The sequence below is a fragment of the Rubinisphaera italica genome, from assembly GCF_007859715.1.
GTDB lineage: Bacteria > Planctomycetota > Planctomycetia > Planctomycetales > Planctomycetaceae > Rubinisphaera > Rubinisphaera italica.
This window is the reverse complement of the sequence record NZ_SJPG01000001.1, coordinates 1890379-1904327: the sequence shown is the minus strand read 5'-3', so window position 1 is coordinate 1904327 and position 13949 is coordinate 1890379. Positions and strand designations below refer to the sequence as shown.

The 13949-nt window shown below is 46.5% G+C and carries 14 protein-coding genes; 10 read left to right on the top strand and 4 right to left on the bottom strand.

Annotated features, from left to right (window positions below; translation table 11 throughout):
* The first annotated feature begins 276 nt into the window (after positions 1-276).
* The 4 genes from Pan54_RS07075 (at position 277) to Pan54_RS07060 (ending at position 4680) form a co-directional block, all read left to right on the top strand.
* Complete coding sequence (locus Pan54_RS07075; RefSeq protein WP_146502822.1) at positions 277-2142, top strand: RICIN domain-containing protein; 1866 nt, start codon at positions 277-279, stop codon at positions 2140-2142.
* Between the two features lie 64 nt (positions 2143-2206).
* Positions 2207-3211 carry a hypothetical protein gene (locus Pan54_RS07070; RefSeq protein WP_146502821.1) on the top strand — a complete coding sequence of 335 codons (1005 nt, stop codon included), beginning with the start codon at positions 2207-2209 and terminating at the stop codon, positions 3209-3211.
* An 87-nt stretch (positions 3212-3298) separates the two neighbouring features.
* Positions 3299-3889, top strand: a complete 591-nt coding sequence (locus Pan54_RS07065; RefSeq protein WP_146502820.1) for a hypothetical protein — start codon at positions 3299-3301, stop codon at positions 3887-3889.
* Between the two features lie 86 nt (positions 3890-3975).
* The gene (locus tag Pan54_RS07060; RefSeq protein ID WP_146502819.1) at positions 3976-4680 is read left to right on the top strand and encodes a CAP domain-containing protein; all 705 of its coding nucleotides are present in this window, start codon (positions 3976-3978) and stop codon (positions 4678-4680) included.
* A gap of 350 nt (positions 4681-5030) precedes the next feature.
* Here Pan54_RS07060 and cls read toward each other — a convergent pair whose 3' ends face one another.
* From cls to Pan54_RS07045, 3 genes are all read right to left on the bottom strand, one after another.
* Positions 5031-6473 carry a cardiolipin synthase gene (cls, locus tag Pan54_RS07055; RefSeq protein ID WP_390621924.1) on the bottom strand — a complete coding sequence of 481 codons (1443 nt, stop codon included), beginning with the start codon at positions 6471-6473 and terminating at the stop codon, positions 5031-5033.
* A gap of 610 nt (positions 6474-7083) precedes the next feature.
* The gene (locus Pan54_RS07050; RefSeq protein WP_146502818.1) at positions 7084-7512 is read right to left on the bottom strand and encodes an ASCH domain-containing protein; all 429 of its coding nucleotides are present in this window, start codon (positions 7510-7512) and stop codon (positions 7084-7086) included.
* A complete protein-coding gene (locus Pan54_RS07045; protein ID WP_146502817.1) occupies positions 7497-8096 on the bottom strand; it encodes a transposase in 600 nt (199 codons plus the stop codon). The genes Pan54_RS07050 and Pan54_RS07045 overlap by 16 nt, the downstream gene beginning before the upstream one ends.
* Here Pan54_RS07045 and Pan54_RS25755 point away from each other — a divergent pair.
* The 5 genes from Pan54_RS25755 (at position 8095) to Pan54_RS07025 (ending at position 12462) form a co-directional block, all read left to right on the top strand.
* Positions 8095-8271: a hypothetical protein gene (locus Pan54_RS25755; protein WP_165441631.1), complete on the top strand. Its 177-nt coding sequence runs from the start codon at positions 8095-8097 to the stop codon at positions 8269-8271. The two genes, Pan54_RS07045 and Pan54_RS25755, sit on opposite strands and share 2 nt — an antisense overlap.
* Before the next feature lie 254 nt (positions 8272-8525).
* Positions 8526-8804, top strand: coding sequence for an ISAs1 family transposase (locus Pan54_RS26750; protein ID WP_146506346.1), 279 nt, complete (start codon positions 8526-8528; stop codon positions 8802-8804).
* Between the two features lie 240 nt (positions 8805-9044).
* Complete coding sequence (locus tag Pan54_RS07035) at positions 9045-9479, top strand: hypothetical protein (RefSeq protein WP_146502816.1); 435 nt, start codon at positions 9045-9047, stop codon at positions 9477-9479.
* Between the two features lie 103 nt (positions 9480-9582).
* Positions 9583-10683, top strand: coding sequence for a mannonate dehydratase (locus tag Pan54_RS07030; RefSeq protein WP_146502815.1), 1101 nt, complete (start codon positions 9583-9585; stop codon positions 10681-10683).
* A 39-nt stretch (positions 10684-10722) separates the two neighbouring features.
* A complete protein-coding gene (locus tag Pan54_RS07025) occupies positions 10723-12462 on the top strand; it encodes a tetratricopeptide repeat protein (protein WP_146502814.1) in 1740 nt (579 codons plus the stop codon).
* Here the strand turns inward: Pan54_RS07025 and Pan54_RS07020 are convergent.
* Complete coding sequence (locus tag Pan54_RS07020; protein WP_146502813.1) at positions 12420-12713, bottom strand: hypothetical protein; 294 nt, start codon at positions 12711-12713, stop codon at positions 12420-12422. The genes Pan54_RS07025 and Pan54_RS07020 overlap by 43 nt on opposite strands.
* A gap of 496 nt (positions 12714-13209) precedes the next feature.
* Here Pan54_RS07020 and Pan54_RS07015 point away from each other — a divergent pair, with 496 nt between their 5' ends.
* Positions 13210-13935, top strand: coding sequence for a DUF4914 family protein (locus tag Pan54_RS07015; RefSeq protein ID WP_261343169.1), 726 nt, complete (start codon positions 13210-13212; stop codon positions 13933-13935).
* Positions 13936-13949 lie beyond the last annotated feature (14 nt).

The window sequence follows — 13949 nt, the reverse complement described above, 5'->3', positions numbered from 1 at the left end:
GAGTTTCGGCTCATCGGTGCGTAGCGATTGACATCGATGTAAGCGTCGATTTGAGTGGGAATTGTGATTTTCTGACAGATCCCGTTTTGAAGTGCACGGAGTAACTCTCATGCTGAGTACCGGTAATTCCTATCTGAGCCAGTTTTTGAGACAGAGATGTGTCATCGGTCATTTTGCCACCTGTTTTCCACCTGAATTTCATTGAATTCCCCGGAGTAAAGAGCCATGGCCGTTAAGGGGCAAACCTGTACGATATCTGCCTTATGGAGACTGATGATGATAACAAGATTATGTGGTCGTGAAGGGTTTGCCCTTAAACATTCCAGCCTGATTGGGATTCCTGTAATTACATGTCTGTTTTACCTGATGATGCAGACCGCACTTGACGCAGCTCCACCGAGTGCAATCTATCGTATCGAATCTGTCGCGACCGGACGATTGCTGCGAATTCGAACTGGCCGTGACAATGTTCTTTATGCAGTGGATAACAACCGCGAAGACTTCCCGAATGATAAAACCACTCAATTTACTATCGAAGCTTACCCCGATGGCTCCTATCGCATTCGTTCAGTTGCTACCGGAAAATTGATTTACACAGACGCTAAAGACAATCTGCTCTCCACTAGAACGAATGCAGGAGACCAGAGTGCGAAGGTGACTTTCGAACCAGCGGGAACGCGACGGTATCGAATCAAATTCGCGTCCAATGGACAATTCTGGCATGAGGATGGACTGGGAGATCGTCAAATCTCAACTCGCTGGGGAGCCAGGGACGAGTATACCGTGTTTCGATTAATGGCAGCCAACAGTACGCCGACGAATCCCATTCCAGCAAATTTACTGGATTCCTCAGGAGGCATGATCGGTGGAGCTGTCGCTCCTGTGACTGCACGACGCCCGGTTGATGCCAATTCCAATATTCGTTTTCCGACAATCATTCCTTACGTCAATTCAGACGACAGTCTCGATGTCGCCTGGACATCAGCCACAGGTGAGACCATTCTTTCGAGCTTTTCCGGGGGACAATGGAAGAATGGAAACCACATCAAAATCTCCAATGCGTTGCCCATACTCGCCGGATTCACTAAGGATTCACAAGGAAACCGTTACTTGATGACAGGGACTGGTGAGAAAGTCGTTGCCTCAATGAATCCTAATGCCAGGCGCAAAAACATTCTCAACATTCTGAAGCTTCCTCCAGGCAGCCAGTCGCCACAATTATTCGTCGATCTTAATCAGGAATCATACTATCGAAAATGGGGGATCTATAATCCGTTATTAGTTTCTCCATCGGATGGTCGATTCAGTGTTCGCTCTCAGCTGGTACATGGTAATGGAGTCCTCACAGCCTCGTTTGCTCATAATATTCCCGGAGCCGATGGCTATGTGCACGATACCATGTGCATTCTCGCCGTGAATACAGCTGGACAAAGCGTTTTTCGCGAAGGGGGGGGAATGCACTGCGGAGATTTACAGACCATTTATGATGGTCGGGATTTTGTGCAGGCACAAGCCCATGAAAGAGGGATCGTTCTTTCAAAACTCTCGCCTGGCAGCAATGGTCAAATGTCTTGGAGTGATCACAAGCTGGTCTTCAAAAATGATCATCACGAATTACTGCTGGGCGGATTAGTTCAGACCCCTTCTGGGTATCTGGTGGTCTTCTCGCATCCGAATTTTGGCGTGAATCCCGAGAACGGATTACCAGTCTGGTTTGTCAGCATACCTAAGAATTTTGAATCACTGCCCAACTGGCGATGGCCAAACAAGACGGAAGTTTACAGTGATGAAGTGCGCTCATTTAAGCTTGCGATGCCCCCGCAGAACCCTGGTCGCCGGGACAGTTACGAACGGCCTCGAGTCGCCCCTATAGGAAATCAGAGATATGCTGTGCTCTGGGAGTATCTTATCAATGGAGAGTACCAGAACACCTATTCCATTATCGTCGATCAATACGGTCAAGCCTTGAGTAATGTTCAGCTAATTTCTGACTCCAGAATTCACAACAGCAATAACGCATTTCAATTCCCTGCCAGTGGCAAAGTGGGATGGATTTCCGGAGATGCCACCTCTGCGAGTCTGATACTGCATACCCTTGATCAGAATTTAAACTCTGCAAAATATTCATTATCCGTTCAATAACCAGCCCGACTTTATCTGGACTCACGGTCTCTTGAATTCAGAACTGTATTTTTGGAGTCACACAATGAAAGCAGCCTTCATAACATTTACCATTTTGTTCTGGAGTATGAGCCCTTGTGAAGGACAGCCAACATCTGGACAGCCATCATCTGGTCCGACAATTGGTACACCTCCCAACCCTCCCCGTTTGAATCAACCGATTTCCAATCCTCAGAACGTGCCACCATATTCCAACCCTGCCAACAATCCACAGAATGTGCCACCTTATTCTAACCCTGTGTCCAATAACTCGGGCACAGTCGTTGACCAGACACTCTCGTTTAATCCTTCTGGAGGCTGGTCAATGGGAAAACCCAATGTCCAGGACTTTCCTGTCAGACGTGGTAGCCGCGTCAAAATCACTCAGACTGATCTGGGAGTGAAGATGACCGATACACGTCAATCGGCATCGCAGTTTACTAAAAACCCAGATAATAAAAATCAATACGTTTATGCTGGAACTACCGATTCCCAAGGCCAGCAGAAAGATCCTGCCAACTCGTCTGTAATTATGGTGCAAACAGGCAACGATACAATTGAAATTCAATATCCAGGCACGACTTACCATCTGAAACGGACAAGCCCACCGGAAACTCTCGTCAAAGCCAAAGCTGACCTGATGAAAATACTTGATAAGTCTCGCGAATCGGGAGGTCTGGCGAAGGCAAAATATCATAATGAATTTTCTGCACCTGCAGATGCCCACTGCCAGTTTTTAGAGAGTGTGAAGTTTGAAGAAACGGGAAATCCGCTCGATGCCCACTGGCTGGGAAGCATAAGATTCAACGAAATTGAAAGCAAATTAACAGGCATGGGATATCAGTTGGATGACCATTACCGACACAGTGAGTCCTGTTTCGTCATCCAAAAGAATGATCCCGTTGCATTGGAAAACATGATCACGCTCATGCGTTCTTCTGCTCAACACTGGGGCAATTTAATGACACCAGAAAATACCGTCTACGTTATTGGGGCTTCTGAATCGTCTGATAAGCTTTATATCACAATATGTGTAATACCAGTGCGTTAGTAAATTTCCTATCAGGTGCTATTGCAACCTAACGCATATTCACTTTTGCTAAATCGCACCACCCCCGCCAAGAAGGAGAAGTTTAAGATGATACATCACATTTTTTCTAAGAAAAATCAATTGTTATTTGTGTCCATGATAGCCAGCTTTGCGTGGTCAACTCTTTACGGGGATACCTGTCTTGCTCAGCAAAAGGTCATGAATGGCAGTACTGTGAAGCTGAAGAGTGAAGGAGCATCAAGATACCTTGGGATCAGTTATGGAGGCAAGTCGTATTACTATCCTCTGACAAGAGGTCAAGATTCGGCTGAGCCATTATTACTCAAAAAGCCACATGATAATAATGCCGTTCCATTGAAATATGGAGACACCGTCTTCCTCAAGGCAACCGAGATGAAGGCCTGGCCAAATAACTGGAAATCATACAACTTCCTGGGTGTCTTTGGCGATGGTGTTTACTACTGGACGGAAAAAGACAAACACTCTCACTGGGTTATTACCTCCGGTGAGACCCCCACTGCACAGTCACAGCAAACGGGTCGACCTGTGCTAAAAGGACAGACAATTCGTTTGAAGAATGTTTTCAACAATCAGTATTTGTATGCGCCTAACAAAGATGATTGGAAGCTGAATACAGAATTGGAATCGAATAATAATACTCAATGGGTTATTGAATAATTCCATCAGTAAAAAATGACCAAATGTATCCTGTCGTATCATTTCAACAGGATGCGTAAAGCTCAAATCATAAATAGGAGAATGCGATGTCGAGACCCTTATCCGCTATCTGTTTCTGTTCACTTTTTTCCGTGTTTCTGGTAATGCCCGTAACATTGCAGGCCCAGAATTTTACTCGGGAAGCCTTTATCCGCAGAGATGCGAATGTGGACGGACAACTTTCTTCCACCGAGTATCTGCTCAATCGACGAGATCTAGATCTTGAATTTGCAAGGGTTCACTTTCAGGAAATTGATGTTGATGAAAGCCAAAGCCTGAGTCTCCAGGAATATGTGGGGTTCGATCCCCAGTCTAATCTCTCCGAAATCGAGCGAGAAGTCTTCCGCATGACAAACGAGCAACGGGCACTGGAAGGCATCGCTCCCGTGAAGATCTCAAGAATACTCTCGTCATACGCTCGAGACTGGACCGCACAGATGGTCAAACAGCTTGATACCAATCATGGTGTGAAAGGTACTGAGTCGTATGCTTCAGCACGAAGAACAGCTGCGGCCAAAGACATGGATCTGTATTATTGGGGTGGGTCTGAGAACGTCAGCAGGAAAACCATCGAAAAAGATGCTCCGTCGCAACAAATTGCTCAAAGAGCGATTAATGGTTGGATGGAAAGTGAAGGACACCGTAAAAATCTTATGAATCCAGAACAGGAGTTTATTGGGATTGGTGCAATGTGGTCACAAGCCGATGGAAAATATTATTTTACCCAGATGTATATCAAGTACCCAAAATAAACGTACCCTCAGGTGCAACGAATGTGATCTCTGATCCAGAATAAGCTATATAGAAAATAGCAAAGTTGACAAAATATTCCAGCTTACGGTTGGAGGCATAACACTGAGGATTTCATATATTTGAAACAATATCAGTATATTTCAAATCCAAATTTGAACGAACTGCCTATCTCTCGATCAAGCCCTGCTGATTCTCACAACATTCTGGCAGATTGCAGTGTTCATCGATACCGAGAAATCAGCATTCTGGTTCTCCTATGAGAAAGAGTGAGTGTAATTATCCAGCTATAGGAAAATTACAATTCCCATTCCAAGCAACTCCTTCAGCGTTACCACAGAAAGGCAAACGCTTATAATAGTGGCCCCAACATTGCAATCGAGTTTCTCCACAGACGATCGATCAATGACCATTCCGCAACCATCTCTTCGGTAACCGGATCGGATTTCGACAAGTACATCAACTGTAAGTCTCTAACCTCCCCGGTAATCTTGCTGTCGTAGCAGAGAATATTGTTTTCATAATTCAGATCGAAACTGCGACGATCGTGGTTTGCCGAACCGATTAACGTCACGCACCCATCGACCGTAAACGATTTTGTGTGCAACAATCCAGCAGTAAACTCAAAAACCTTCACGCCTGCGTCGAGCAACTCGGGATAGTAGCTCTCACTGGCAGCAGCCACAATTCGAGAATCATTTTTGGCCGGAAAGATGATTGTAGTGTTGACTCCCCGATGTGCAGCCGCACGCACCGCGTGTTGCATAGACTCATCCGGGACATAGTAGGGCGTTGTAATTATAATTTCCTGCCGCGCAGCATACATCATCGAAACGAACATTTCTGACATCGCTGCATCCCGAACGGTGGGACCGGTCCCAAATGCCTGGGCAATGATCGATCCATGACTTTCACGTAGCGGTTGTGAGATGATGTCGCTCAAATCCTGAGTGCTGTGTGTCATCCAATCGCTGGCAAATAAATGCTGGTTCTGTTGGGCGACAGGACCTTCGAAGCGTATGACTGCATCAACCCACGGAGCATACTTAGCTTTGATCCGAAATTCTGGGTCAGCACAGTTTTGACTGCCGCAATAAGTAATCCAATCATCAATCACCACGATCTTGCGATGGTTGCGAAGATCAATTCGTCCTCTCAGAGGTTTCAAAAGAAAATTCCCAATCGGCATAGAAGTCGTAGCAAACACTCCCGCCGACTTCATCTTCATCCACTGCCGTGAACGAATAAGATCGCGTGATCCCATTTCGTCAACGATCACACGGCAGATAACCCCCCGTTTGCTTGCACGGATCAGGGCTTCGACCATACGACAACCATTGTTATCGGCCAGCCAGATATAGAAAACGATATGCACATGTTGCTTAGCGGCGTCAATATCCGCGATTATGCTGCTAATTGTTTCGTTGGAATCGGAGAACAATTTCCCAACGTTTCCTGCTACAACAGGAAAGCGAGAGATCGATCCTGCAGTCCGAAATAGCATTTGGTACTCTTCGGGAACTTTCTGAAGCCGCGCAGCGACTTCCACATCAGAAACGTCAAATAACCTGAGCTTTTCCTGAACCTGGAGGACTCGTTGCTTTTTGCGATATCCGATGTTCGTCTCGCCAAACAGCACGTATAGAAATATACCCAGAAAAGGGATGACTCCAATAACGACGACCCATGCGATGCGAGACGCCGGTGATCGATGCGGACGAATGATAGCTCGTACGATAAACACCAGTTCTAGAGTCAGAACGGTAGACCAGATCCAGCCAATATTTCCCAACACCAACTCCTGAGATCATCCAAATTAGTTTCAAAATTCCATACTTATTCTTGCAAATCAATCGCATTCGCTCAATCAGACATGATAATGCATGTAGAATCGAACTCTAGAAGTGTGGTATGAACGTACTAAGCCCTGTTGTTTGTCATGATATTCTGATCTTTTCTATCTGGATTCCCGACAATCCGAGAGTTTACCGTTTTGGTCGTGACTGGTCACTCAATCGTCTGCAGTCTTTAGGGAATCGGTTCCAACTTTCAGTCCCCTGCTCTTTCGAAATCCGTATCCATTCAACTGCCTGTATTAACATTCGATCACGACCAGATCCTCGCATCTCTGACAATTCAGAACTCGATTTGTTATCAGGCGTTGCTGCCGTGTCGTTTGTCGTGCAGCTTCCAGTTTCTCTAGTACACCAATGTCGGTTCCGAAGTACATCTCATCAAGGGGTTATCCGCAGAACGCCGAGTGTGGTAGATGCGAGTTGTGTTGGGAAACGTAAAACTCAACCAGTTTTCCGACCGTCTTCAACGAATCACTTTGATTCAGGTCGCCTGTTGTCCAGCACCGCCTCGTTCTCCTCTTCGTTCGGCGCACAGATTGTCTCGATATGTCAGTGTGACGGTTTGGCAAAATCTTCGATCATACAGAAGCGTTCGCAAACCAATTCCATATCTGATTGCCAGCCACCGTTGCGACCAAAAAATGCCCGATGCCCCGCCTGCCAACCTTCGAGCGTTTCGTCTTCCCCTTCAGCTAATGCAAAATCTGTATCTACATCACAAAATCGGCGGATGGATAATTCGGTTGTCTCAATCACAAGTGCTGGTGTGCCATCCCAATCGAGTGCTATGTCCCTTCTTCCAATTACAGGCATGGACTCCGTGCCGTTTTTAAAATCTCTGAGTGCTCCACACGTTGCTTTCTTCTTACCTAAGCGAACAAGTGATAGGAGCCGACCACAGAGTGCACGATTGTCGCCAAATTTGAAGGTCTTGGCCTCGGGATACCGACTTTTCGCTTCCTCTAACGTGACAGGCATAATGAACTGTTGGGTTGGCTAAAATCTTTTAAGAGAACGTTGGCGTTGACTGGGCCGCCGCAAATCAACATTAACTTCAGGAACGACGCGACCGGCGGCTCCGCGTCCAACGCCTTGTGCACGCCCGTCTTCGATACATCGAATTTGATCGATGATCCAGAATACGATAGAAAGAAAATAGCAAAGTTAACAAGTATTACCAACCGACAGTTGAAGGTATAAACGCAGAAAATTCGCTCATATGAATCGGAGTGAGAGTTTGAAGTGGGGAAAATGCGGCATTTTGAGATTGAGAAATTTATGGACTGACTGCTCAAGCCGCCGACGTATTTTCGAACCTCAATCTGTTCGATGGGAATGGTCGCCACTTCATCAGGTTCCACCCGGATCGGCGGCAGATGATCCCGCTCCGTGTAGCTTCTATTTATGTTGTAATAACTCGTAAACTCGTCCGTCAGATAATCAAGATGCTTCTTCCGGAACACAATAAACTTATTGGGGCACTCCAGTTTGATCGTCTCGATAAACCGCTCGCAGCGACCATTCAGGTTCAGTGAAGCTTTCGGTAACGGATTCGTTTTCATGACCGCTGATTCCACGGTTTCACGAACTAGTTTGTGTATTTCGTATCTCGATTGTGAATATGGATCGCAGGACTTTTTTCGCGATCACTGGTCTCCTCAGCAAACTTCTTCGTTTGCCGGCACACACACCGAATTCGGACGATGGGTTGCCAGAAAGAGATTGCTGCACAAATAAGAGAACAAAAAGAGCATTACGTACTTACTCTCCGTATTTGATTGCTAACCATTGGTTTGACGGAAACCAGTCTTCTCTCATCGACGACATGCAGGCTTGTTGGAGCCTGCCCAGGAGAGTTATTTCACGAACATGAAGCATCGTATGTTTGAAAGTTTCGCAGCGGGACACGGTCGTATCTCGACCACTTCTGTCAAGTGGTCGAGATACCGAAAGATCATCCTCAGCGTGAAAAGTGACGTGATTTAAAAACACTGGCGATCATAGTTTCTGCACGAACGATCAAGGGAAAGGAGAGTTGGGAGTCCCGATTTTTTGTGAGCTCTCATCCCGTGCGAGCAAAGTTTCTGACGAATGCAATCCGGCGTCATTGGAGTATTGAGAACAGTCAGCACTATGTTCTCGATGTGACATTTGGCGACGATCATCGCCATCAACAGGATTGCAGCGGAGCATCAAACCTGGCAGCAGTTCGACGAGTATGCTGCGTCAGGAAACAACTCTCAAGCGAGGAGCAAAGTGTAAGCGAATGAACTGTGCTCTCGATTCAAATCACCTACTGAAAGTCTTCGCAGTCCCGATAAAATTCGGTGTGTAAGCCCTGGGATGGAAGGTCGATTCGGTTACGATCGCCTCTCGCGAATAGAATGAAAAATGTAGTGAAAATTATGACATCCCCTGTGCAATAAACATGGTAGAAAACTCTTGCCCAGCTTTTATAGTGTCCAATAGGGAGAACTTGTTCGAGGACAACCAAATGAAGGGAGGATGTCATGAACAGTCCATTTCCAAAGAAAGTTTATATGCCAAAGCAACTGCAATGTTGCGAGGCTAAGCAAGCCTGTGAGGCACTAATCGCGTTCTGGAATGAAGTCAACATCATTGGTCAAGGCCCCAAGTGGGATCAGATGGCTGATCAATTCACTCGTTTTCGTCTGATCTTGGAAGAGTATTTCGCATCAGTTGAAATCGCCTTGCAGAACTCTGGAGTATTTCAGGATCCCGAAGGCACAATCCGGTACCAAGAACTGCGGCTTCAATCCATGCAAATCCTCGACCGCTTGATTGAAGATGTCAATCTCTTGAAGTCGCACGATGCGACTTTCCAGAAGTGGTCACAGATGGCTACAGAACTTCAGGGAATCTTTGATCGCATTGCTGACCATGAGGATCTGGTCAGACAGATGAGTGAACGGACGGTCTCATAGGAAGATTTTGAGCCGGGTGAACACAAGCCATTGAGTCACCTGGCTCATCCCTGTCACTTCATGTGAAAGCTCAGAGACAGCGCGATCGTAGAGAGGAATAGTGATGAAACGACGGTCCTTGTTACATTCGGCTATGTCAATTACAGGCGTTTTAGGCGCAGCTCAATATCTGGAACCTTTAGGTCAAGCTGCAAGGGGCAGATTGCAAACCACACTTCAGATGCAGATTGGATCTCAACGAGGTCCGATATCTCCCGAAATGCTTCAGTTTTTCCAGAGATACGGTGTCAAACATATCTGTGGGTGCCCTCCTTACTCCAAAGCACGAGGGTACTGGACGGTGTCCGAATTGGAGCAGACGCGTGACTTGTGTTTAGAATACGGAATTTCTCTGGACATGGTTGCTTTACCATTCCTGACATCCAGCCACATTGACCATGAAAAACGTGGAGCAATTATGCTGGGAGAAAGCGGGGATCGTGATCGTGATATAGAGTATATCCAGCGGATGATTGCCTGCTGTGCAAAGGTTGGAATTCCCGCGATCAAATACAATTTAAGTCTTCTAGGAGTTCTGAGGACAAAGCCTACTCAGGGTCGAGGCAGATCCACCTACCAGAGCTGGAAGTATTCTGAAGCCGTGCCACCGACTCCATACACCCGCGCAGGCCTTGTGGATGAGGAACTTGCTTGGGAGAGAATCGAGTATTTTTTGAAGCAGATCATTCCCGTCTGCAACGAGTTTCATATCCGTGCTGCCTGTCATCCGCACGATCCCGGAGTTCCTCCTGAAGGATATCAAGGCGTCTGTCGAGTGCTGGGCACGGTTTCAGGGCTAAAACGATTGCTGTCTATTCAATCCAGTCCATTGCACGGATTGAATTTTTGCGTGGGCACAGTCGCGGAGATGTTGCAAGATCCAGCCCGGGAAATACTGCCAATTGTGCAACATTTCGCGCAACAAAAGAAGATCTTCAACGTCCATTTGCGAAATATCCGAGGCCACCGCGATGATTTTCAGGAAGTTTATGTCGATGAGGGTGATCTGGATCTTTTCCAAATTCTGAGTGTCCTCAAGGACGCTGGATATCCGTATCTGGTAATGCCCGATCATGTCCCCCGTCATGCCTCGGACCCAGACAGTCTGCAGGCATTCGCACATAGTTTTGGTTATATCCAGGGCTTGCTGCATTCTCTCGACTGAATCCTGCCATATGTCTTTCTGCGATAGAAAGTTCTTTCGATGAAGAATTTATTCCTGACTTGTATATTACTGATCTCGCATTCTGCTCAAGCGTTCTCGCAAGAGTTTAAAATTGGAGATCGGGTTGTCGCCATCGAAGAGATTCAGATCATGGAAGACGGGCAACCGGTTGGAAATGTCTCTCGTGGTTTTCCATTGGATATCATCACAGTGGAGGGTGACCGCCTGCGTGTCAAATCACCTCGCCCTGGTTGGATTTCTGCTTCTCAGGTGATTTCTCAAACTGATGCACTTAAATACTTCTCGGAGTTGATCAATAATGATCCGACGAATCGAGATAATCTCTATGCCCGAGCAATGGTCTGGCTTTCAATAGATAAGTACGATGAAGCCATTGCTGATTTCACAAAACGAATTGCAATCAAGGCTGAGTATCGAGATTACAACGAACGAGGCTATTGCTGGATGATGAAAGGGGACATGGATAAGGCGATTGCAGACTTCAACACAGCAGTCGAACTAGCTCCCAAAGATGCCAGGATGCGTCTTAATCGTGGGCTCGCTTATAAGAAAACAGGAGACATCGAGCGAGCCATACAAGATTTTAATGACGCTCTGGAATTGGACAGCGAATTAATTGGAGCTTACGAAAACCGTGGACTGATACATCTGCGCAATAATGATCTCGTCAATGCCGTTCGTGACTTTGATGCCGTAATCAGTCTGAACCCACAGTCAGTCAGAATTCGTGAACTACGTGGTCGCTGTCTCATCGACCTGGGCAAAGCAGCCGATGCAATCATCGACTTTACAAAAATACTGGAAAGAGATCCACAAAGCGTTAACGCCCTCTTTTATCGAGGAAATGCCTACGACTCTATGGGCCAGTACGAGAATGCCCTGCTGGACTACAACCATGTTCTGGAAATCCTCCCGCGAAATGCGATTGTCTATTTTCGGCGAGGAAAAACGTATCATGCTACAGACAACCTTGAGACTGCATTGCAGGATCTCAACAAAGCCCTCTCCATAGATGCCGACAATGTCTACTTCCTGCGTGAGCGTGCAGATATCTATAAGGACAAAGAACAATACCAGAAAGCAGTTGCTGATCTGAATCGTCTACTAAAACAAATTCCCAATAGTGTTCCCGATTTAATCAGTCGGGCGAGCAGCTTAAAAATGCTCGATCAATCAGCGGAAGCAATACACGATTTATCTCTGGCGTTGAAAGTCGATCCTGGTCACGACCTGGCTCCACTGGCTCACTATATTCGCGGGGATCTCCGAAGAGTTGCAGGAGATTTTGAGTCAGCAATAGTGGATTACGATCATGCTTTGCTTGGAGCACGATCACCTGAAATTCTCTACCTGCGTTCTAAATGTTATCGAAACCTTGGCAAACCTGGACAAGCCATTGCTGGACTTCGTGAATCAATCGCAATCAACCCAGACTACATTCAAGCACACAATGGCCTAGCATGGATCTTCGCAACATGGCCTTCTGAGGAAATTCGCGACGGAGAACAAGCTGTCGTTCATGCCCGCCACGCTTGTGAATTAAGCGATTGGAAAGACCCGCTTTTATTGGATACGTTGGCAGCCGCTTATGCTGAATCTGGTGATTTTCAATCTGCTCGAAATTACCTTGATGCAGCGATTCAACTGATGGATGATGAAATCCAAGTTAAAGCGGAAGTGGTCCACAAACAAAAGCTGTATAAAGCGAACAAGCCCTACCGGGAATCGATTCCCGCCCTTGATTCTGAGAAACGCTGAACAAGGAGAATCACTTTGTGGCAGCGATAGTCCTGGAGCATGCGAATCAGCCAGTCGTTGAAACCGTAGACTTCCACTACCGCAATGAAAGATTCATTGAGCTCAGCACATCGCAGGTTGAGTTGGTCGAAGAATTGCAGAATCTTGGCAGGCCGAGTGGAGACCTGACGAGCGAGCAGGACTTCGCCCTGCTGGTCTCTTAAGGAGACGGTCAGTTGTCGTGCATGTTGATCGATACCGAGAAAGAGCATGGTGATCCTCCTTGTGAGAAAATCACAATTGCCACTCAAAGCAACTCTTTCATCGATATCAAAGGGATGTGCACACTCGACCATTCCCCGTAAATCCAACGATCAGTAGCTGTTTCCTTCGTTTTTCCTGATGAAAAATCATGCAGTGGTGAGAGCAGAGAAGGCAGCTCGCTGGTGACTGCAGGTCGATGGCGTCAAGGGAACGGTTAAAGAGAGTCGGTATTTAAGCAATTTAAGCCTATTGGTTTGGAAAAATCGCATCCTTACTGAGTGCCAATCGCATGGCACAAGATTTGCTAATTTGGCTAGAGAACTATTCAGTGTTCATCCAGTGTTTGATCACCATCATCTGCTGCACGTAGCCAGCGGCGGGTGCATAACTTATCCTCTTGCCCCATCAATTTAATCTGAGGTATTAGGCTTGTTACGAGGAGGTAGAGAACGCTTAGGCTTTCGAATTTGCTCGGTTTTCTTTTAGAACCGGAGTACCAGACCTGTGTTTACTCCAGTACTACCAAAAGTATCGCTTTCTCATTCAACGGAGGCTGTGTTGGGTGAACCGAAGTCGATGCGATCATTCAGTTATACCGCTGAATTTCTGGAAGCCGCGGTGCCTGACGATCAGGGCTACTATAAGGTCGGTTATCACCTGGACAATCGTTTTGTTCCCGATGTGATCGTTTGCCCCATCAAAAACGAAGTGACCGCGAATTGCATGGAAGCTTGCATGCGGCAGCGTGACCAAGAATGCATGGAAATAGCTTACGATCTCGCAACGTACAAAATGAATTATGACAAGCGATTCAGCGAAGACTTTGATTCGCTTCGGCATGAGACTTTCGTAAGACTTAGAATACAGGATCTTGGCTATTTTTTCTTTAATGTCGGACGGGGTGGAAAAGGATTTGTTGTCTTCACCATCATCCCCGCGAATGCTGGCTTCTTCGCTCTTGACTTTGCGATGGTGCAGGGGATTATTCCGATTCAAGAGATTGATGCCAAGGGTGAAGATTATCATCATTCGGTTATCATCTTCATTGCACTGACCTTTCACTACTCGCACTTTGAAGGAAAGCTGGTTGTCGTTTACAACCGCCGCGAAGAGTTCCGCGAACTTTACATATGTAACTTGTACTCTGGAAAACAGTGCATTCTCAAGCTGAATCGAGAATGTACAATTCGCATTGAGCCTCAGAAACCCTGGCCCGGTAAATTCCGGTAAGGGTATCGCAATTC